Annotated in this window: 19 protein-coding genes; 7 read left to right on the top strand and 12 right to left on the bottom strand. The window is 53.3% G+C overall.

All coding sequences use genetic code 11. The features are described from left to right. The 7 genes from NTX59_06085 to NTX59_06055 form a co-directional block, all read right to left on the bottom strand. On the bottom strand, nucleotides 1–1,746 hold the full coding sequence (locus tag NTX59_06085) for a VWA domain-containing protein (GenBank protein ID MCX5785238.1): 1,746 nt from the start codon (nucleotides 1,744–1,746) through the stop codon (nucleotides 1–3). Nucleotides 1,747–1,845: 99 nt separating this feature from the next. After that, complete coding sequence (locus tag NTX59_06080) at nucleotides 1,846–2,826, bottom strand: VWA domain-containing protein (GenBank protein ID MCX5785237.1); 981 nt, start codon at nucleotides 2,824–2,826, stop codon at nucleotides 1,846–1,848. Next, nucleotides 2,823–3,815: a hypothetical protein gene (locus tag NTX59_06075; GenBank protein MCX5785236.1), complete on the bottom strand. Its 993-nt coding sequence runs from the start codon at nucleotides 3,813–3,815 to the stop codon at nucleotides 2,823–2,825. Before NTX59_06075 ends, NTX59_06080 begins: the two co-directional genes overlap by 4 nt. A 50-nt stretch (nucleotides 3,816–3,865) precedes the next feature. Then, nucleotides 3,866–4,759, bottom strand: a complete 894-nt coding sequence (locus tag NTX59_06070; GenBank protein ID MCX5785235.1) for a DUF58 domain-containing protein — start codon at nucleotides 4,757–4,759, stop codon at nucleotides 3,866–3,868. 189 nt (nucleotides 4,760–4,948) lie between these two features. Further along, the gene (locus tag NTX59_06065; GenBank protein ID MCX5785234.1) at nucleotides 4,949–5,938 is read right to left on the bottom strand and encodes a MoxR family ATPase; all 990 of its coding nucleotides are present in this window, start codon (nucleotides 5,936–5,938) and stop codon (nucleotides 4,949–4,951) included. Nucleotides 5,939–6,021: 83 nt separating this feature from the next. Continuing rightward, the gene (locus tag NTX59_06060) at nucleotides 6,022–6,645 is read right to left on the bottom strand and encodes a HEAT repeat domain-containing protein (protein ID MCX5785233.1); all 624 of its coding nucleotides are present in this window, start codon (nucleotides 6,643–6,645) and stop codon (nucleotides 6,022–6,024) included. Further along, the gene (locus tag NTX59_06055) at nucleotides 6,642–7,478 is read right to left on the bottom strand and encodes a class II glutamine amidotransferase (protein MCX5785232.1); all 837 of its coding nucleotides are present in this window, start codon (nucleotides 7,476–7,478) and stop codon (nucleotides 6,642–6,644) included. The genes NTX59_06060 and NTX59_06055 overlap by 4 nt, the downstream gene beginning before the upstream one ends. A gap of 181 nt (nucleotides 7,479–7,659) precedes the next feature. On the opposite strand from NTX59_06055, the gene NTX59_06050 reads away from it, so the two are divergent. Further along, entirely contained in the window at nucleotides 7,660–8,541 is an 882-nt protein-coding gene (locus tag NTX59_06050) for an RDD family protein (protein MCX5785231.1), read from the top strand. Nucleotides 8,542–8,619: 78 nt separating this feature from the next. On the opposite strand, the gene NTX59_06045 is transcribed toward NTX59_06050, so the two are convergent. The 4 genes from NTX59_06045 to NTX59_06030 all read right to left on the bottom strand — a co-directional run bounded on the left by NTX59_06045 (nucleotide 8,620) and on the right by NTX59_06030 (nucleotide 10,871). Next, complete coding sequence (locus NTX59_06045) at nucleotides 8,620–9,129, bottom strand: TraR/DksA C4-type zinc finger protein (protein ID MCX5785230.1); 510 nt, start codon at nucleotides 9,127–9,129, stop codon at nucleotides 8,620–8,622. A 40-nt stretch (nucleotides 9,130–9,169) separates the two neighbouring features. Continuing rightward, nucleotides 9,170–10,150 (bottom strand): MnmC family methyltransferase, encoded by a 981-nt coding sequence (locus tag NTX59_06040; GenBank protein ID MCX5785229.1) that lies wholly within the window; start codon nucleotides 10,148–10,150, stop codon nucleotides 9,170–9,172. 10 nt (nucleotides 10,151–10,160) lie between these two features. Beyond that, nucleotides 10,161–10,514, bottom strand: coding sequence for an adenosylmethionine decarboxylase (gene speD, locus NTX59_06035; protein MCX5785228.1), 354 nt, complete (start codon nucleotides 10,512–10,514; stop codon nucleotides 10,161–10,163). A 111-nt stretch (nucleotides 10,515–10,625) separates the two neighbouring features. Further along, on the bottom strand, nucleotides 10,626–10,871 hold the full coding sequence (locus tag NTX59_06030) for a hypothetical protein (protein MCX5785227.1): 246 nt from the start codon (nucleotides 10,869–10,871) through the stop codon (nucleotides 10,626–10,628). Between NTX59_06030 and NTX59_06025 the strand changes: the two genes are divergently transcribed. The 6 genes from NTX59_06025 to nuoB all read left to right on the top strand — a co-directional run bounded on the left by NTX59_06025 (nucleotide 10,858) and on the right by nuoB (nucleotide 17,909). Beyond that, nucleotides 10,858–12,699 (top strand): proton-conducting transporter membrane subunit, encoded by a 1,842-nt coding sequence (locus NTX59_06025; protein MCX5785226.1) that lies wholly within the window; start codon nucleotides 10,858–10,860, stop codon nucleotides 12,697–12,699. The genes NTX59_06030 and NTX59_06025 overlap by 14 nt on opposite strands. Before the next feature lies 1 nt (nucleotide 12,700). Next, nucleotides 12,701–13,624 (top strand): NADH-quinone oxidoreductase subunit H, encoded by a 924-nt coding sequence (locus NTX59_06020; GenBank protein ID MCX5785225.1) that lies wholly within the window; start codon nucleotides 12,701–12,703, stop codon nucleotides 13,622–13,624. Nucleotide 13,625: 1 nt separating this feature from the next. Beyond that, entirely contained in the window at nucleotides 13,626–14,264 is a 639-nt protein-coding gene (locus tag NTX59_06015) for a hypothetical protein (GenBank protein ID MCX5785224.1), read from the top strand. A 93-nt stretch (nucleotides 14,265–14,357) separates the two neighbouring features. Next, nucleotides 14,358–15,809 (top strand): hydrogenase 4 subunit F, encoded by a 1,452-nt coding sequence (locus tag NTX59_06010; protein MCX5785223.1) that lies wholly within the window; start codon nucleotides 14,358–14,360, stop codon nucleotides 15,807–15,809. A 1-nt stretch (nucleotide 15,810) separates the two neighbouring features. Further along, a complete protein-coding gene (locus tag NTX59_06005; protein ID MCX5785222.1) occupies nucleotides 15,811–17,394 on the top strand; it encodes an NADH-quinone oxidoreductase subunit C in 1,584 nt (527 codons plus the stop codon). Beyond that, nucleotides 17,391–17,909: an NADH-quinone oxidoreductase subunit NuoB gene (gene nuoB / locus NTX59_06000; protein MCX5785221.1), complete on the top strand. Its 519-nt coding sequence runs from the start codon at nucleotides 17,391–17,393 to the stop codon at nucleotides 17,907–17,909. The genes NTX59_06005 and nuoB overlap by 4 nt, the downstream gene beginning before the upstream one ends. 53 nt (nucleotides 17,910–17,962) lie before the next feature. Here the strand turns inward: nuoB and NTX59_05995 are convergent, their stop codons facing one another. Then, entirely contained in the window at nucleotides 17,963–19,006 is a 1,044-nt protein-coding gene (locus NTX59_05995; protein MCX5785220.1) for a PorV/PorQ family protein, read from the bottom strand. Between the last annotated feature and the right edge of the window lie 48 nt (nucleotides 19,007–19,054).

The following is a 19,054-nucleotide window of genomic DNA, read 5'->3' as shown; positions in this document are numbered from 1 at the left end:
TCACCAGTCCTCCCCTGCTTCGTCTCTTTCCTTCGGCTTGTTTTCAAAACGGGCGTCCTGAATTTGTTTATTAGCCGCGGATTTCTCCTTTTCTTTCATCATTTCAAGCAGACGGTCCGCCTGTGCCCTGGCTTCGTCTTTCTTCCGCTGCTTTTCTTTATCCTGTCCCTCGTTTTTATTTTTGTCTTTATCCTGGCCGTCTTTTTTTTTGTCGTCTTTTTTGGGGTCCTTTTTTTGTTTATCCTTCTGCTGCTGGTTTTTATTATTTTCCTGAAGCCGTTCCAGGGCTCTTTGAAGATTGAATTTGGCGTTTTTGTCTTTCGGGTCTGAAAGCACGGCCGAACGGTAACTGGCGGCGGCTTTCTTGTAGTCGCCCTGCATGAAATAAGCGTTGCCTTCGTTGTAGCGCGCTTTGTGGGAGATAGCCGGAGACGCGGCGGAGGCCGCGTTGAATGCTTCGCCGGCATGGCTGTAGTCCTCAAGGCGGTAAAAAACGTCGCCGGAATTGAAAATTATCTTTGAATTTTTTGGTTCCAGCTCCAAAGCCTTGCCATAGTATTCGTAGGCCTTTGGATAGTCTTTTTTGTCATAGGCGTCGGTGCCTTTGCCCGCGAGGCTTTTGGCTTCGGAGGCGCTGAGTGTCTGCTGCATAGCGACAGCCGTCAGAAAAACAGGAACTACCCTTCTAAACGCCAGCCCCAGCCATCTCCTGAGCCGCGAACTTATGGATATTGCCTTGACTGACGCTTCGGGATTCTCCATGAACAGTAATTCTAGCAAAAGCGCCAACAGGGCCAAAGCAAGCGGCCATTGATAGCGGTTTTTGAAATTGGCGCGGCCGAAGCCTTTGGTTTTCGTCAGCGACAGCCTTGAAACGGCAGAGCGCATCTCTTCGCCCGCCGCGTCGGGGTCCGAGTAGCGAAGGTAGGCGCCTCCTGTCTGGGAGGCTATTTTTAAAAGCGTCCGCTCGTCCAGTTTCGTCACTACGGTTTTGCCTGAAGCGTCTTTTTTGTACCCAAGAGTGCCGCCCGCCGCGTCGGTTTCCGCTATAAGCTCGCCTTCCGGCTTACCTATGCCTATGGTAAAAACCCGCAGGCCCGCAGCCGCCGCGTCTTTAATGGCCTGGTCAAGGTTTTTTGAATGATCTTCGCCGTCCGTGATAAGCACCATCACTTTCTGGCTGCCGTAGTGTTCAAGCATGCGGCCCGAGGTTTCAATGGCGTCCGAGAGATCCGTGCCTTTTGAAGGCAGCATCCCGGGCGACAGCAGGGAAATAAAGTATTTTATGGCGTCCAGGTCCGTGGTCAGGGGGCATTGCACGTAGGCTCGTCCGGCGAACGCCACCACGCCTATGCGGTAATCGGGGAATTTTTCCGCCAGAGCGCCAAGCATGAGTTTGGCGTTTTCGAGCCGCGAGGGCTTCAGGTCTTTAGCCGCCATGGACAGCGAGGTGTCCACCGCTATCACCAGGTTGCCGTTGAGATCCGTTATCTGGGCCAGCTCCATGCCCCATTGCGGGCCGCTTGCCGCCACGGCGGCAAAAAATAAAGCGGTCAGCAGAAGTATGTCGCGCGTCCGCTTGCGCGCCCAGCCTTTTTGCAGACTCAAGCGCTGGAGAGTTTTTTTACCCAGCACGTTTTCAGCAAGGATCCATTTTGTTTTTTCGGCCTTAAAGCGCAGAAAAACCAGAGCCGCCAAAGCGGCCATGAGCCAGACTGCCAGTACAGGGTATTTAAAAAGTTCCATAGGCAAGTTACAGGGTAGAGGGGCTAGGGGCGAGGGTAGAGGGGGCAGAAATAAGAAACTCCTTCCCTAAACACTCTTCCCTAGCCGCTATTCCCTGTTTCATGGTATCGTCCTTAGATAAGTTTTTTCCAGAACGAAAGTCAAAACCAGCAGCGTCAATGCCGCCGCCAGCAGCGGTTCGTAGCGGTCGGAATAATTGGCGTAAGCCTTTATTTCAAACTTGGTTTTTTCAAGCGAGTCTATCTTTTCGTAGATCTTTTGCAGTTCAAGATAGTTAGTGGCCCGGTAGAATTCCCCCCCCGTGGTATTGGCTATTTCCATCAGGGGGGCTTCGTCCAGGTCTTCTTCTATGGTGATATACGGCTGGAAGGGATTGCCTGTGGGCACCTGAGCTTTGCCCTTTGCGGCTGTTCCTATGGTGTAAATCTTTATATCGTAGGCGGCCGCTGTTTTGGCGGCGGTCATGGGGTCGCTTATCAGGCCGGTGTTTGAACGGCCGTCGGTAAGCAGAATAATTATCTTGCTTTTTGCTTTGCTGTTTTTAAGATGATTGACGGCGGTAGCTATTGCGTCGCCTATGGCTGTGCCGTCGGCCTTGGTCATGTTAAGGTAAGCCGCGTCAAGCGTTTCAAGCACGGAGGAGTAATCAAGAGTAAGAGGACAGGTAAGTATGGGCGTTCCGCCGAAAACCACAATGCCCAGCCGGTCGTGGGCACGCCGCTTTACAAAGTCGGCGGCGGCGGACTTTGCCGCGTCAAGGCGGCTGGGTTTCAGATCAATGGCCGCCATGCTGTAGGAAGTATCAAGGGCCAGCATTATATCCACGCCTTCAGCCGGCGGAATCTGCCCCCGCTCGGTTTTTTGCGGCCTCGCGAGCGCGAGCACCAGCAGGATAAGAGCCGCCGCTCGGCAGTTGAACGGAAGAAAAGAAAACAGGCGCGTTTTAAAGGTCGGAATGAACGGCAGCGGCGTCGGAGAGCCGGCCGGAATAAATTTGCCTCCCCAGCGGGTCCCCGCAAAAGCCACGGCCGCAAGTATGAGCGGGAGCAGAAGCAGCGCCCAGGGGTTGGCGAAGTTCATGACTGTCCCCCCGGTTTGTTCCCCGCACCTGTAGCGGGCGCCGGAGCTGCCTGCGCCGCTTTGTCCGTTTTCAGTTCCTTCGCGTTTTCCGTCTGTCTTGTGAGGCCGCCAAGTATTTCCCTGAGGTCGGCAAGATCGGAATCTTTCTGCTGCGGCTTGAATTTAGCGAATTTTACCAGGTCCGAGCGTTCAAGCAGTTCCCTCGATTTTATGAGGGTCTGCACTTCGGCGCCGGTTTTTTTTAGTTCCCTTAAAAGGCTTGCCGTGGTCATTAAAAGGGCGTCTATGGCGAATTGCTCTTTCATGTAAAGCCGGAAGATGGCGGAAAAACAGATGTAAAAATCTTTTATTTTACCCTCTTCCCAAAGGCCCGAGGCCGCCAGACTTTCCAGGCTGTCCATTGCCCGCCTGTACGGCGTGCGCGTGTCTTTCCGGGTTTCAGCCGCGAGCGCGGCGGCGGGTTTTTTACGCCTGGCGTAAAGAAAAGCGCCAAGCGCGCACAAAGCGAGGAAAGCCGCAATAAGCCAAAACCACGGTATAAATTTGAGCGGCGGATAAATGTCCTTTATCTCCGCGCTCTCTCCCGGTTTTGGTTTTTCAAACAAGGGTTCTATCTCAAGCGGGAAGGACGGACTTTTGGCTTCCATGGCCCCGCCGGCGCCGTAAAGCTGAAAAGTTATTTCGGGGAAGGTGCTGACCCCGATGGCGAAAGCCTCGGCCTCAAATTCAAACTCCGAGGTGGAAGCGCCGCCGGATTCTTTTGAGGAGAGTTTTGTTATTTTTAAAATTTCAAAAAATTCGCTGTCTATTGAGGCGGTATCGATTTTAACGGTGTAATTTCCGCCGTAAGAGGCCTCAAGGCGCAGTTTAAAGGGCTCGGCCAGTTTGGGCTTTTGCGGGGGCGGCGTTATTTTAAACGAAACGGTTTGGGAAGCGGCTGTCTGGACGGCAGTTAAAAAGGCCAGAAAAAAAACATTCAGGAATTTCATATTGCTGTTTTTTCAACTATTCTCTAAACCCTAGCCCCTGATCTCTGTCCTTACAGCCTTATTTTTTTCTGGCGCTGGCGGAAAAATTTAACCACCGGGTCGTAAATATCGCATTCCGCGTGTACGTCGATCCATTGCACTCCGGCCGAAAGCATTATTTTCTCCAGGGTTTTACTTTCCAGTTCGGCCTGCGTCCTGTGAGCATTGAGAAAAGCGGGGCTTGAAAGATCCGCGGCGCTGACTCCGGCGGCGGGACCGCCTTCAAGCCAGCTTGAAGCAAGCATTGCGTTCAGGCGCGGCAAACGCCTTTCAAAAGGGTCGCTTATGGCCACGGGTATAAGATCGTGGCGCTGGGCCGTCAGGCGCAGTTCGCGGCTGAAGTCGGGGGCGTGAAAATCCGAAAGCAGGAAAACTATGCCCTTTCGCTTCATTATCTTGTTGACCATTGAGAGGGCTTTGGCGATGTCGGTGCCTTTATTCGACGGTTGATAAGCCAGCAGTTCGCGGATAATGCGCAAACTATGGTTTTTGCCTTTCCTGGGCGGGATGTACAATTCCGCGCGGTCGGTGAATAAAAGCAGGCCGGTCTTGTCATTGTTTTTCAGGGCGGAGAAGGCGAACATAGCCGCCAGTTCCGCCGCCGCCTCGTTTTTAGCCCGGTCCGAGGAGCCGAATGCCTGCGAGGCCGAGATATCGCAGACTATAAGCAGGGTAAGTTCGCGTTCCTCAACATAGCGCTTGACGAAGGGTTTGGAGGAGCGGGCGGTGACATTCCAGTCTATGGAGCGGACGTCGTCGCCCGGCACATATTCGCGCACCTCGGCGAATTCCATGCCCCTGCCCTTAAAAACGCTCTGATATTCGCCCGCGAAGGTTTCACTTACCAGACGGCCGGTTTTTATTTCTATCTGGCGGACCTTTTTAAGAATTTCAGCGGTGTTCATAGTTTAACTACAGCGTATAGCGTATAGGGGATAGAGGTTGGGGATGGAATTGCCAATCTTACTCCTTCCCTATCCGCTATCCCCTTTATAACTTCAGTGTATAGCATATAGGGGATAGGGGTTGGGGACGGAATTGCTGATCTTACTCCTTCCCTGTCCGCTATACGCTCGCCGCTATTCGCTGCCTTTTTACGGCACTTCTATCGCCTCAAAAACAGTTTTCAGCACGGTTTCGGAATTGATATTTTCGGCTTCCGCCTCGTAGGTGAGCAGCACGCGGTGGCGCATGACGTCAAAGCCCACGGCTTTTATATCTTCCGGGGTTACGTAGCCGCGCCCTCCGATGAACGCGTAGGCCTTGGCCGCCTGGATCATGTAAATGGTGGCGCGCGGGCTCGCGCCGTAGAGTATCCAGGGTTTTATTTTTTCAAGTCCGTATTTTTCAGGCGTCCTGGTGGCGATTACGAGGTCCAGCACATAGTTTTTTATTTTTTCATCCACATACACCTGGTCGGCGGTCTGTCTGGCTTTTAAAATCTGTTCGGCGGAAACCACCTTGCCCGCCGAGGGCACGCTTTGTCTGGCCATAAGGTCCAGCACTTTGGCTTCCTCGGCTTTTGAAGGGTAATTTATGTTTAGTTTCAGCATGAAACGGTCAATTTGCGCTTCGGGCAGCGGGTAGGTGCCTTCCTGCTCTATGGGGTTCTGCGTAGCCATTACCATGAACAGTTCCGGCAGTTTATAGGTGGTGTCCGAAATAGTTACCTGGCGTTCCTGCATGGCCTCAAGAAGAGCGCTCTGGACCTTTGCCGGCGCGCGGTTTATTTCGTCGGCCAGTATGATATTTGAAAATATCGGGCCTTTTCTCACAAAGAAAGAGCTTTCCTTGGGATTGAAAACCAGCGTGCCCACGATATCGGCGGGCAGCAGGTCGGGGGTGAACTGTATGCGCTGAAAAGCGGCCGATACGGCCTGCGCGAGCGTTTTTACCGCCAGCGTTTTAGCAAGCCCCGGCACACCTTCCAGCAGCACATGCCCGTTGGCGATAAGTCCCACCAGCAGGCCGTTCACCAGGTCATCCTGGCCCACAAGCACTTTGGCTATTTCCTTTTTCAGGTCCTGGATGAAAATAGAATCCGCTTGTATTTTTTTGCTCAATTGGGATATTTCCGAGTCCATGGTTCGCTCCTTGCCGGCTGGTAGGCGGGTAGGCCAGTAGGCTTAAAGCATACCAGCATACAAGCCTGCCAGCTTCGGCGTAGTTATTCTATTTTGAAGATGGGTTTCATTTCCAACTCGCGCATCTTCTGCTCTTTGTTGGTTTGTATATCCTGGCGGATATGGTTAACGGCTTCAATGGCCTTAAGACGTATTTCTTCGTCGTAATCTTCCATGGCGGGGTTAAGGGCCGTAATGGCTTCTTTGTTGGAAAAAGTGCCTATGGCCTCAACAGCCTTAAGGCGTGTTTCTTTGTCATAGTCGCTCATGGCGCCGGTAATGAGGGCCAGACTCAGTCTGCTCTTGTCTTTGGAGAGCATATCAATAATGCTTTTTTTAACGGAGGCCTCGGTTTCGTTCGCGAACATCCATTTAATTACGCCGGGAATCTGTTCGTCCTGCAGCTGCCAAAGCAGTTCCACGGCGGCGAAACGCACTTTTTCATTCGGATCCTGCGTAAGATTGCGCAGGGTTTTTAAGGTGTTAAGGGAAAATTTCATGGTGTAGGTCGTTTCGGGCGCCGGCGGCAGGGTCTGTTCCTCAATGGCCTGCGCCCGCTCTTTTTTTGTCTGTTCGATCACTTCCTGCTGATGCAGTTCGGTTTTATGCCTGTTGACCAGGTAGTAGATGCCGCCGACGAAGACGAGAAGCATGACGATCCATTTCATAATATTACCTTACAATACAATTTTTTTATTTTCAGTTCAAGCTTTCCTCTAATAAGGGAAACTTCAGCCAGGTCCAGGTCGGCAAGCTTGTTCCAGCTTCCTCCGTCAAGCGGTTCGCTTGAAAAAACGAAGGCGTCTTTTTCCCTACGCCAGGCCAGACGGCCGAATTCCCAGCCGGGAGTGAGCAGCGCGCCGCGATCCCAGCTTTTTGGGCAGTGACACAGTACCCACAGGTTTTTTGAGTCAGCAAGCATTATGTTCATGCCCCTGTAGGGCGCGTTCCTCTGCGGATAGCGTTTTTTGCAGGAGAGCCAGACGGTTGTTATTTCGTCCAGCGCCATTTCAAGGGCTAATTCCGCCGTGCCGTAGGCGTCCAGCATTTTCATTATCTGCCAGAAAAGAACCTCGCTGTCGTTGTTCCCTTTTACAAATCCGGCGTATTTGCCCAGCGCGCTTTTTATCTCATCGGGAATGTAAAGCGTGCCGTTGTGCGCGAATGTGAAACCATTCCCGCAAAAAGGCTGGGAGTTTTTGAGGCCGAGAAGTTTGGAGCGCGCGAGCCCTTTAGGGTTTGAGGCGTCCCGCAGGTGCGCGAGAACGATATCGGCTCCGGAGGCCGCAAGCGCCGCGCGTCTGAAAGCGGCTTTTTCAACGCGGGCAGGCCCCGCGCTTTTAAACGTCAGCGGGTTTGAGCCGGAGCTAAAATAAGCCATGCCCCAGCCGTCGTCCTGGAATCTGCCCTTTACTGCGCCGGCCTGTTTGAACAGAGCTTTTTCCGAATCGCATAAAATATCCGCGCGCCCGGTCGGATTTTCAGTTATAACGGCGGCCATTCTGCACATGATAAAATAGATTAAATCAATTTTGCGGCGGGGTGTCCAACTCTATATCCCGTCTGGTCCATTCGCCGAAGTCAAATGCCGGTGTCTGCGATGCCATTTGCAAGCTGGCGGCGGGGTTAGTATAATTATCTGAGATAAAGTTTTTGCAGCCTGTTTTAAAGGAGAGTCAGACATGGAAGACGAGAATCTGGTTTTTACGCCTCAGGCAAGCCAAATGATAGAGCCGGTTAAACCGCTTCCCCTTCAGGAGGAAGTCCTTGAAGGGCCTCTCCCCGCCGGGTTTAACGAGCGGTTTTTGGCGTATGTTATAGACGCGATCCCTTTTGTGGCGGTTTGTTACGCCTCTTTCAGCCTGCTGATAAAAAAAGGGCTGTTTGTCTATTCCGACTCCGCGCAGTTCAAGTGGAAGCTGTTATGGATACTGGCGTACCTGGTTTACGAAACGACCCTGTCTTCGGGCGGGAGGGCCACTCTCGGGAAGTATATAATGGGTATCAGGGTTAAGGACGCCTCGGGGGAAGACCTCGGGATCTTCAAAGCGTTCCTTCGTTCCCTCGCTTATTTTTTAAGCGCCTTCCTGCTGAATCTGGGGTTTCTGCTGGCTTTGTTTACCCGCAATAAGCGCGCTCTGCACGACTATATTGCCGGCAGCCGGGTGGTAAGCCTGCGGGAGCGCGGGGATATGGCTAATGGAATGATACTTGCCCTTTCCTGGGCACTCATTGCGATTTTTTGCGGGGCCTGGATAAACCAGAGCGTGCTGAAAATGACCCCGTTCGAGAAACGGCAGGTTGTGGCCGCCTATAGGACCGTTTACAAGTTAGGGGTGCTTGAAAAAATCTATCTCAAGGAAAACGGGCATTATACCAACGATCTGAAGCGCCTGGCGGCCCTTACCGGCAATCTTAGCGCGGTGCGCTCCGAGCTGGTAAGAAATCTGGACGAGGGCTCTCTGGTGCTGGCCAGCGACGGCAGAGGTTTCAGCATCACCGCTAAAGCGCGGAACTGGCGCAAGACCGAAGTACAGGTGACTTCCCCCCCCTCTGCGTTCTGAAGCCTTCTACCGCAGATAAAACGCCCCGCCGGTTTGGCGGGGCGTTTTATCTGCGGTTAACCTGATTGTCTTCCCGGATTAATGCGTGCGGTGTCTTTCCGAGCCGCTCTGGCAGACCATACAGTACCTGGCTGAGGGAATGGCTTTTATGCGTTTTTTCTCTATCGCGCGCTTGCAATGCTCGCAGACGCCATAGGTGCCGTTTTCTATTTTTCGCAGCGCGGCTTCTATGTCGCCAAGTTCCCCCATCTCACTGTCTGAAAGCTCAAAAAGGATCTCCTTCTCAAGGCTTTGGGAGGCCTGGTCTATGGAATCCCCCACTTCAGGCTCCGGCAGATCCATTTTTTTCTTGTCCTCCACTGTTTTTGAAACCGAATCTTTCATTTCCTTAAGGCGGGAGGCCAGCTGGTCCATTTCCGTTTTTGACAGGACCTCTTTAACGACGCGTGCTCCCGCGCGGCTGCTTTTTTTAGCCGGGCGGGAGCGACTCCGGCCTGTCACGGGCCTCTTGCTCTTTGCGCGGCTAACAATTTTTTTCGTGTTTTTTCCTGCGGTCTTCTTTGTGGTTTTTTTTGTGTTTTTTTTCATATATGAGCTCCTGGGAAACAGATAACGGTCATTCGTATTATCAACAATACTTCGAAGTAGTGAAAAACACCGGCCTGCGCGCAGTCACGATACGCTTCCAGGCTTTTATTTTGTCCCGGTAATATTTAGGCAGAATGAAAGCGCCGGTTATGGTCAGGCCGTCGCTGTATTTAAGGGGGTGCCTCAATCTTGAACTGATCGCCTTATCCAGTTTATCCGCTTTAAGGTTCTGCGGAGCGGCCGCCGGGGAGTCGGTGCAATATAGCCAGGTCCAGGGCATATCGTATGAGGGTATGAACGCGGTGTAGCTGCCCACGAATCTGAAGAGCTTTCCGAGCGTCCTGTGAAGCGCCGCATGCAGTTCGAACTGAAGCGGGGTTCCGGGGCCCGCCTGGACCGTGAAAATGGCGTCCGGGTTCATTATCCTCTTAAGCGAGCGGTAGAACTCAAGAGTGTAGAGCTGGCAGGCTGGCCCCTTTTCTATAGGGCTCGGCAGATCGGAATAGACCAGGTCAAACTTAAGCTCTGTGCGTTCCACATATTTTTTGGCGTCCTGAACCAGCAGTGTCAGCCTTGGATCCTTGAAGGCTCCCCGGTGCCAGGTCTGGAGGTGTTTGGCGGCGAAGCCGAGTATAGAGTGGTCAATATCGGCCATTACGGCTTTTTCAATTCCGGCGTAGTTAAGTAGTTCTCTTGCCGTGGCGCCTTCCCCCCCGCCAAGTATGAGAGCCGTTTTTGGGGAGCGATGGGCCAGCAGCGCCGGGCAGACCAGCGATTCGTGGTAGAAAGCCTCGTCATACTGGCTTGACTGGGTTTCATGGTCAATAACCAGCATTTTCCCGAATGAGGGCGTTCTTATAAGCGTGGCTTTTTGGAAATAAGTTTCCGAGGTTTCAAGTATGGCCTCCGCCTTGTGAGCGTGTAATTCTCCTTTGGTGAAATATTCAACGAACCACCGCCCCCGCGGCAAAATGGATTTTTCCGTTTTTATCCAGTCAAAGTCGGGTTTCGCTTTCTTCATCTTATGCGGCCTATTTCGGCAACAGTCCCCGCTCCATCTTCATGGCGCTGAAGTGGGTGGTCTTGAAACGTTTCTTTAAAACCTTGAAGGCTTCCCAGGGTATTATTTTGGCTCCGCAGGTAAAAAGGTCCACGGAGGCGTAGTTATGCTCGGGCCAGGTATGAATGGCAAAATGCGATTCGGCGATCACCACCACTCCGGAAACGCCGTATGGCGCGAAATGGTGGAAAATAGAGTCTATAATAGTGGCGTTGGCGGCTTTGGCCGCCTCAAGCATTATGGCCTGCACGGTGTCCACCTTTGAGATGGCCTTCTTGTCGCAGCCGTAAAGTTCAATCACCAGATGTTGCCCTAGAGCTTTCATACCGCCGTCCCAGCCTCTAAATACTCGGTTTTTAAGACCATAGAATCTATAAAATTCAGCCTTAGATGTCAACTGCGGAAAAAACTGCGGAAAAAATGTCCCTTAACGCGATTATTTTAAGGGAGCCGTTACGGGAATGGATTTAACAAAACTCTTTTTAAGATGTAGAATATAATTTATGCGCTTCCCGTTGCGGGAAGCAGCCGCAGACGACCGCCCACTCTTCCAACGGACAGCCTCGGCAGCAGTTCCGGCAGTAATAAATAAAACAGAGGCGCAGGGATTTTCTGCATCCGCTTCGTTTTTTCTCTTCGCCTTTTGCGTTTTTAAGGTATAGGCTGAAATGATCCCTTCCATAACCGGCAGCTTCGCGTTCCTGAACGATCCGCTGTCCCTTTTTTTTGTCTTCGTCATCCTTTTGATATCTGCGCCCGCGGCCGTTTATTCCGCCGGGTATCTGAAAGGAGACTACTCCGCAGGCAAAATAAAGACCGCCTGGCTCCTGCTCGCCCTGTTCGTCTTATCGATGCTGGCGGTTGTCAGCGTGTCAAATCTTGTTTTATTCCTGATATTCTGGGAAATAATGTCCCTGGTTTCGTATTTCCTGGTTATTTTTGACTCGGAGCATGAGAAATCAATAAGGGCCGGCACTTTTTATATCGTAATGACGCATTTCGGCACCGCCCTTATTACCGCGGCTTTCCTTATAATGTACCGCTATACGCATTCGTTCGACGCCCTGGCGGTCAAAGAGGCGGCGTATCTTATCCCCGACGGCGTTAAGAGCGCGGTTTTTCTGCTGCTCTTTTTCGGTTTCGGCGCCAAGGCGGGTATAGTGCCGCTGCATATCTGGCTGCCGATGGCGCATCCCCAGGCGCCCAGCCACATCTCAAGCATCATGTCCGGCGTGATGATAAAACTGGGGATCTACGGCATTATAAGATTCGCGGTTTTTACACTGGGGACAGGCCATCCGTGGGAGGGCAGGATGGTGATGGTATTTGCCGCCGTTTCCTGCCTGGCGGGCGTTATTTACGCCCTGATGGAACACGATATTAAAAAACTGCTGGCTTTCCACAGCGTTGAAAATATAGGCATCATTCTGCTGGGCTTGGGCGGTTCCATGATCTTTATGACCATGGACCAGCCGGCGCTTGCGGTTTTTTCCATGGCCGCGGGGCTCTATCACCTGGTGAACCACGCTGTTTTCAAGGGACTCCTGTTTTTGAGCGCGGGATCCGTTTATAAGGCGACCGGCACCCGCAATATGGAAAAAATGGGCGGGCTTATTAAGCTGATGCCGTATACCGCTTTCGCTTTCCTCGCCGGGTCCATGGCTATTTCCGCGCTTCCGCCGTTGAACGGTTTTATAAGCGAATGGCTCACCTTCCAGGCGATTTTCGCCGGAGCTCTTAAGAGCGCCGGCAACGGCGTAATGTTCTGGATGGCGGCGGCCTCGGCGCTTGCGCTTACAAGCGGGCTTGCCGCGGCCTGTTTTGTGAAGGCCTTTTCCGTTACCTTCCTTGCCGCCCCCAGGAGCGCGAAGGCTTCGGAGGCCAAAGAATCGCCTCTGTCAATGACGGCTCCCATGCTTTTTTTGGCGGCGCTTACCCTGATCTTCGGGCTGTCCGCTCCTCAGATCCTGCGGGTTCTGGCCGGGGTAGCGGGCGCAACGCTTGGCGTTCCTACGCAAGGCATGAAATTCTCGGTGCTGAATTACGGCATAACCAACGGTCTGGCGAACGCCGGCGCCGTTTCAGCCTGGTTTGTGCCGGCGGCGCTCGCTTTTTTTGGACTTACGGTGTTCTTCGGGGTCAGGATCATTTACGGGAAACGGCGTTTTTCCGCCGGTCCGACCTGGGGCTGCGGCTACTACGCGCTTGATTCCCGCACTGAATATACTGCGACGGCTTTTTCAAAGCCGTTCAGGATCTTTTTCAGCTTTTTCCTCAGGCCTTACAGAAAAATTGAAAAAGCCACCCATGGCGGCTATCATCTGAAATATTTCAGGTATGAAACCCACACCACGCCGTTTTTCAGGACATTTTTTTATGAACCGGCCGTGTCGGCCTCTTTCCGGCTGGCAAAAACGGTCAGGAAGCTGCAGCCGGGCAGCATTCATCTGTATCTTTCCTATATCTTCGCGACCATAATTCTTCTGCTGATCTTCAGGGGACAATTTTAATATGGAACAAGCGCCGGGCATTATGCAGTTTCTGCTGATCATCGCCGTCGCGCCTTTAGTCAGCGGACTTATCACAAAAATAAAAAACACCGTCAGGATGAGGCGCGGCGCGCCCGTATTGCAGCCCTATAATAATTTTTTCAAGCTTCTGGGGAAAAACGATGAGGTCGTTTCGGAACACGCTTCGTGGCTGTTTCAAATTACCCCGTATGCGGTAATTTCCTCATCGGCGGCGGCTTTGCTGCTGGTACCGCTTTTTGGCGGCGCCGCCGCCGCTGGCGGCATGGGCGATATTGTGGCCGTTATGTTCATACTGGCGCTGGGCAGGTTCTTTATGGCGCTGGCCGGCATGGACGCGGCCGGCGCTTTCGGCGGCATGGGCTCTTCCCGCGAGATGTTCATCTCGAGCCTGGCCGAGCCGGCGGCGCTGGTTTCCTTTTTCGTCCTGGCGTTAAACGCCGGTTCCACCTCCTTTGCCGCCATAACCGGCAACGGGGCTTTCAGCGCCTCTTCGCTGACCGCCGGCTTTTCGCTTTTTATCGTGGCGATAGCCGAGACCTCCAGGATACCCGTGGACAATCAGGAAACTCACCTCGAGCTTACCATGGTGCACGAGGCAATGGCTCTGGAATATTCCGGCCGCGCGCTCGCTCTGATAGAATACGCCTCCCATATAAGGCAGATGGTCTGGTTTTCGCTGATAGCCGCTGTTATTTTTCCCCTGACACGGACGGCGGGGTGCGGCGCGGCGCTTGCGGCGGCCGCGGCTGCGGCTTTTGCCGTTAAAGTGTTCGCGCTTGCCGTCATTATGGCGTTTACGGAAGTTTCAATGGCAAAAATGAGACTGTTCCGGGTGGCGGATCTGCTTATGTTCGCTTTTGTGGCCGCGCTTGCTTCCGCTGTTCTCGCGGCGGGTGGATACTGATATGTGGTCGCATATATTAGCCGTAGGGCTTTTGTTTTCTATATTCCTGATGGCCGGAGCCAAGCGCCTCGGGGCGCTTATACGCGCCTTCAGATTTCAGTCGCTTATGCTGGCGCTTTCAACCGCTTCTTTCGCGCTGCGCTACGGCGATCGGGAACTATGGATCATAACAGCCATGATACTTTTCATTAAAGTATGGCTGATACCCAGGCATCTTAATAAAATAACGGCCGAAATGAGTTCAGGAGAGAACATGGGCCTTGTTCTGAACCCGCCGCTGTCGGTTATTGCGGTAATAGTTTTCTGCTGGCTTATTTACGGTTTTTACGATTCGTTTATAGGCGGAATGTCCGGCGACGCCAGACTGAATTTTTCAATTTCTCTGCTGGCGGTTTTTACCGGTTTTTTCCTTATGGTTTTCCGCCTGAAAGCCCTGGCGCAGATAATAGGGCTTTTGGTGATGGAAAACGGGGTGTTTATGCTGGCTTCGTCTATTTCAAGTGGCATGCCGTTTATAGTCGAAATAGCCGTATTTTTTGACCTGTTCGTGCTTGTGGTAGTAGCGGGAGTTTTCGTTTACCGGATAAAAGGCCTGTTCACCCATATAGACGTGAGCCGGCTGACAAGGCTTAAGGGGTGAAGGACAAGAAGTCAGAATTCAGGAGTCAGTAGTCAGAATTCTGGCTACTGGCTTCTGACTACTGGATTCTGTCTGTCTTAGTCATAACGAAACATGCTGATATATCTCGTATTGCTGATAAATGCCTGCTGCGCGGTTCTTCCCTGGCTTACGCGCCGCCAGGCGGCCATGGGGGCCGTAAACATCGCCGGACACCTGACGGCATTCGTCCTTGTGCTTGTCCAGATAATTTGTTTCGGAGCGCCCGGCAGGCTTGACGGTTTTTTCTGCGCCGACGCCTTAAGCCTTTTTTTTGTCTTCACGATCGCCGTAGTAAACCTGGCCGCGGCCCTTTACTCAAAGGGCTATATAGCGGGCGAAGTAAGCGAAGGCCTGATGGGCGAGAGCAAGGCAAGGCTTTATTATTCCCTTTTCAATATTTTCACATTGAGCATGTTCCTGGTCACGCTGGTGGAAAACCTCGGACTTATGTGGGTCTGCGTTGAAATGACCACGCTCGCCTCGGCGTTCCTGGTGGGTTTTCACACCACTAAAAAAGCCATAGAAGCGGCATGGAAATACGTTATAATCTGCTCGGTGGGCATAGTGCTGGCGCTTGTCGGCGTCATTCTCTTTTATTACGCGCTGAACACCGCCGCCGGAGTAAATAACCTTAACTGGGAAGATATGCTGGCGCACGCGGGCAGCCTCGACCCGCGGGTGGTCAAAACAGCTTTCATTTTCATTCTGGTGGGATACGGCACCAAGGCGGGGCTGGCTCCCATGCACACCTGGCTGCCGGACGCGCACAGCCAGGCGCTTACGCCGATAAGCGCCCTGCTGTCGTGCGTGCTGCTTAAAACCTCGGCATACGCCATTTTAAGGTTTATGGTCATTACCAACAAGGCCGTCGGCGTCTCCTACGCCGCCAACCTGGCGCTTTTATTCGGCATGCTTTCCCTGGGCGTTTCGGCTGCTTTTATCCTGGTCCAGAAAGATATCAAACGGCTGCTCGCTTATCACAGCGTTGAGCATATAGGGATAATCTTCGTAGGCATAGGCATAGGCGGCGCGGCGGGCACGTTTGGCGCGCTCTACCATGTTTTTAATCACGCCGTCACCAAGGCGCTGATGTTCTTCGCGGCCGGCAGCGTGGGCAAAAAATACGGAACGCACGATATGCGCAAGATCAGGGGCGTTATCGCGGCCATGCCTTTTACGGGGATATTTCTGCTGTTCGGGTTTTTCGCGCTCGGCGGCCTTCCGCCTTTTTCAATTTTCATGAGCGAACTGACCATCCTTTCAGGGGCGTTCGTGCAGGGCAGGTACCTGGTCTCAGGTCTTTTTATGTTCTTTCTCGCCGTGATCTTCGGGGCGCTGGTGCATCATTTCAGCGGAGTTCTTTTTGAGAAAAAACCAAAAGAGATGGGCCCCGGGGCGGAGCCTATGGCCACAAAAGCCGCGTTCATGCTGCTGGGCGGTTTTATGCTCGCCCTGGGTCTGGGCGTCCCGGCTTTTATGGCGAAACTGCTGCGCGCGGCCGTGAGCGTTTTAACAGGAGTATGACGTGAAAATAGAAGATATTTTAAAGGAACTTTCTGCCCGGGAAGGGGTAACTCCTGTTTCGATAAAATGGAACGCGCTCGAAGAAGCGCACCTTGAGGTCAGGCCGGAGGATTTTAAAAAGGTCTGTCTTTTCGCGCACCAGAAAACCGGCGCGCCCCTTTCCACGCTGTTCGCCGAAGATGCGCGCGCCGCGCAGAACTGCTTTTTTGTTCGCTGCGTTTTTGCCTCCCGCGCGGAAGGCAGGTGGCTTATGGTGTCGGTCAGGCTTGACGGCCGGTCCCCGGAATTCGATTCGCTGGAGAACGAGATCTTTTCGGCTTCGCTTTTTGAACGGGAAACAAGCGAAATGTTCGGCATAAAGCGGCGGGGAGCTTTTGATCCAAGGCGGCTGCGCCTGCATACGGAAGTATGGCCGGAAGGGTTTTATCCCCTGAGAAAAGATTTTAAGCCGCCGGAAAAATCAGGAGACACCGGCCAAAGCTACGCGTTCCGGCGCGTTGAGGGCGACGGGGTTTTTGAAGTGCCGGTCGGCCCCGTGCACGCGGGAATAATAGCGCCGGGGCATTTCAGGTTCAGCGCGGCGGGCGAGCCTGTTTTGAACCTTGAGATACGGCTCGGCTTCACTCACCGGGGAGTGGAAAAGCTTTTTGAAGGCAAAACCGCGGACGCCGCCCTGGCTTTTTCGGAGCTGGCGGACGGCGAAGCGGCTTTCGCGCACAGCCTGGCTTTCGCCGGGGCCGTTGAGAAGATACGCGGCGTGAAAACGCCGGATGAACACCGGCTGACCAGGGCTATACTGCTTGAACTGGAGAGGCTGTATAATCACGCCGCGGACGCCGGCGGAATAGCCACCGATGTGGGATTTAGCTTCCCGGCGGCCTGCGCCTCGGTGATCAAAGAAAACATACTGGCGCTTAATGAAAAGCTCACCGGGTCGAGGTATCTGAAAAATTTCAACCGCATAGGCGGAGTTTCAAAGCTTCTCACGGCGACCGAACTGGAAGCCATCGGCGCCGCTCTCGCGTCGGCTGAGGAGGATTTCCGCGCCTTAAAAGAGATGCTTTACGGCAGCGTGTCTTTTATGGACCGGGTTGAGGAAACAGGCATATTGCCGCATAAAACCGCTTTGGAACTGGGCGTTTCCGGCCCTGCCGCGCGGGCTTCCGGGATAGCGGCGGATCTCCGGGCTGATTTTTCGCCTCTCCACAAAGGCGCGGGGTTCAAACCCGCGAAGCAGGAGAAAGGCGATGTTCTTGCCCGGCTGAATGTGCGGGTATTTGAATTTGAGGAATCCGTAAGGCTTATAAAGGAATTTTCAGGCATGCTTAAAAAAGGCGGCGGTCCGGAGCCCGCGGCAGGGGACTTCGCAAGCGGTTGCGCGCTCGGCTACGCCGAAGGCTGGCGGGGCCCCGTTCTCTATTGGGTGCGGATCGGAGAAAACGCTCTGGTGGAACGGTGCAAAATAACGGATCCTTCTTTCCTGAACTGGGAAGGGCTCGCCCAGGCGGTGCCCGGTAATATCATCCCCGATTTTCCGCTGTGCAATAAAAGTTTCAACCTGTCGTACCCGGGTAACGACCTATGATGCGCATTTTGTGGAACAGCCTTAAAAAAGGCATCCTTTCAAAAAAAATTGAAAAGGTTTCCGCCTCCCCTCGGTATGAAGAAACCGGTGAAGAGCTGCGCTCGCTGATCATAAAGAAATTCGGCCGTTCGCTGCATATCAGGGAAGTTGACACGGGCTCCTGCGGAGCGTGCGAATCCGAGATAATTTCCGCGACGAACCCGATATACGATATTCAGCGCTTCGGCATTGATTTTGTGGCCTCCCCGCGGCACGCCGACGTCCTGCTTGTCACCGGGCCGGCGGCGAGGAACATGGCGCTGGCGCTTAAGCGCACCTATGAGGCCATGCCCGGGCCTAAATTCGTGATAACCTGCGGAGACTGCGCCCTGAACGGCGGCGCTTTCAAGGATTCTTATTACTGCACCGGCGATATAGGCAGGATAGTGCATGTCGCCGCCCACATACCCGGCTGTCCCCCCCATCCGCTGACGATCCTGGATGCTATACTGCGCCTTATCGGCAGAATTGATTAACCTGTGATTTTCGGTTGGCGTAGTTGGAAGCCCGGTACCGGGGTGGAAGGATATTACTTTAATGAAATTCCCTTCATTTTAGTGAAGATGGAACGGTCTCTGCGCTGGAAAACAGGGCTGCGGAAAGGAAAGTCAAAGGTAATGGAAATTTTATGTGTTGTCCCGAGTTCGCCCATGGGCACGAAGGCGTAGTCAAGCGAGAAGAAATGCAGCGTGGCGCCCACGCCCAGGGTAAGTCCGCTCAAACCGTCGCTCATGCGCTGGGTGTTAAGACCCGCCCGCAGGCACAGGCGGGTCAGTTCGTTCGGCTCGGTAGCCAATTCAGCGCCAAAAAGAAAATTGGTCGCGTTCTGCTTCGCGATCAGCACGTCGGTTGTCAAAAGCATATCGCGGAAGGGGTTTACCGCCGCGCCCAGTTTAAGCGTAAGGGGCAGGGTGTTTGACGCCTGATCGTAGCGCATGCCCTGTCCGAAATTCGATACGGTGATGGCCAGCCGATAGGGGATATCCTTGAAATTATATGTCATTATTCCGATATCTCCGGCATAACTTTTGGCCGATTCAATTATTGTAGAGCGTATGTATTTGAGCGAAACGCCCATGGACACATCCATATCCTTGTCTGAAAATTCAAGAATGGCTTTGCTGTAAGAAAGCGTGTATACCTGGTCTTTCGGGGAAAAGGTCCCGATTCTGCCGCCGTCAACATTGGTATTGTCTATGCTGCCTATATCGGTGAACAGCGCGGATACGCCGATCACATCGCCGTAAGAAAGCCGTTGGGCGTAGGCCGCGTACTGGTAGCTGATATCGGCCACATACTGTGACCGCATAAACACGGCCGAAAGCTTCGGTATCTGCACCAATCCCGCCGGATTCCAGTATATGGCGGAGGCTTCATCGCTTACCGCGGAATAAGCCCCCCCCATCGCGGCGGCTCTTGCGCCAACGGGGAGATTAAGAAAATCGGCGCCGGCGGTCCCCGCCGCTTTAGACGAGAAGTAGTGTTCCGTGGCCAAAGCCCGCGGCGGACAAATCAGGGCAGCCATAACTGCCGTCATCAGCGCCGCCGCTTTCAGTTTCGTTAGGCTTCTCATAGTAAATCCGTCCGTCCGAAGTTCTTCCTTCCCCGAACCTCTGCCTGT

Source organism: Elusimicrobiota bacterium, assembly GCA_026388155.1.
Classification (GTDB): Bacteria; Elusimicrobiota; Elusimicrobia; order Elusimicrobiales; family UBA9959; genus UBA9634.
The sequence above is the reverse complement of the archived record's forward strand: the minus strand, read 5'-3'. Positions and strand labels throughout refer to the sequence as shown.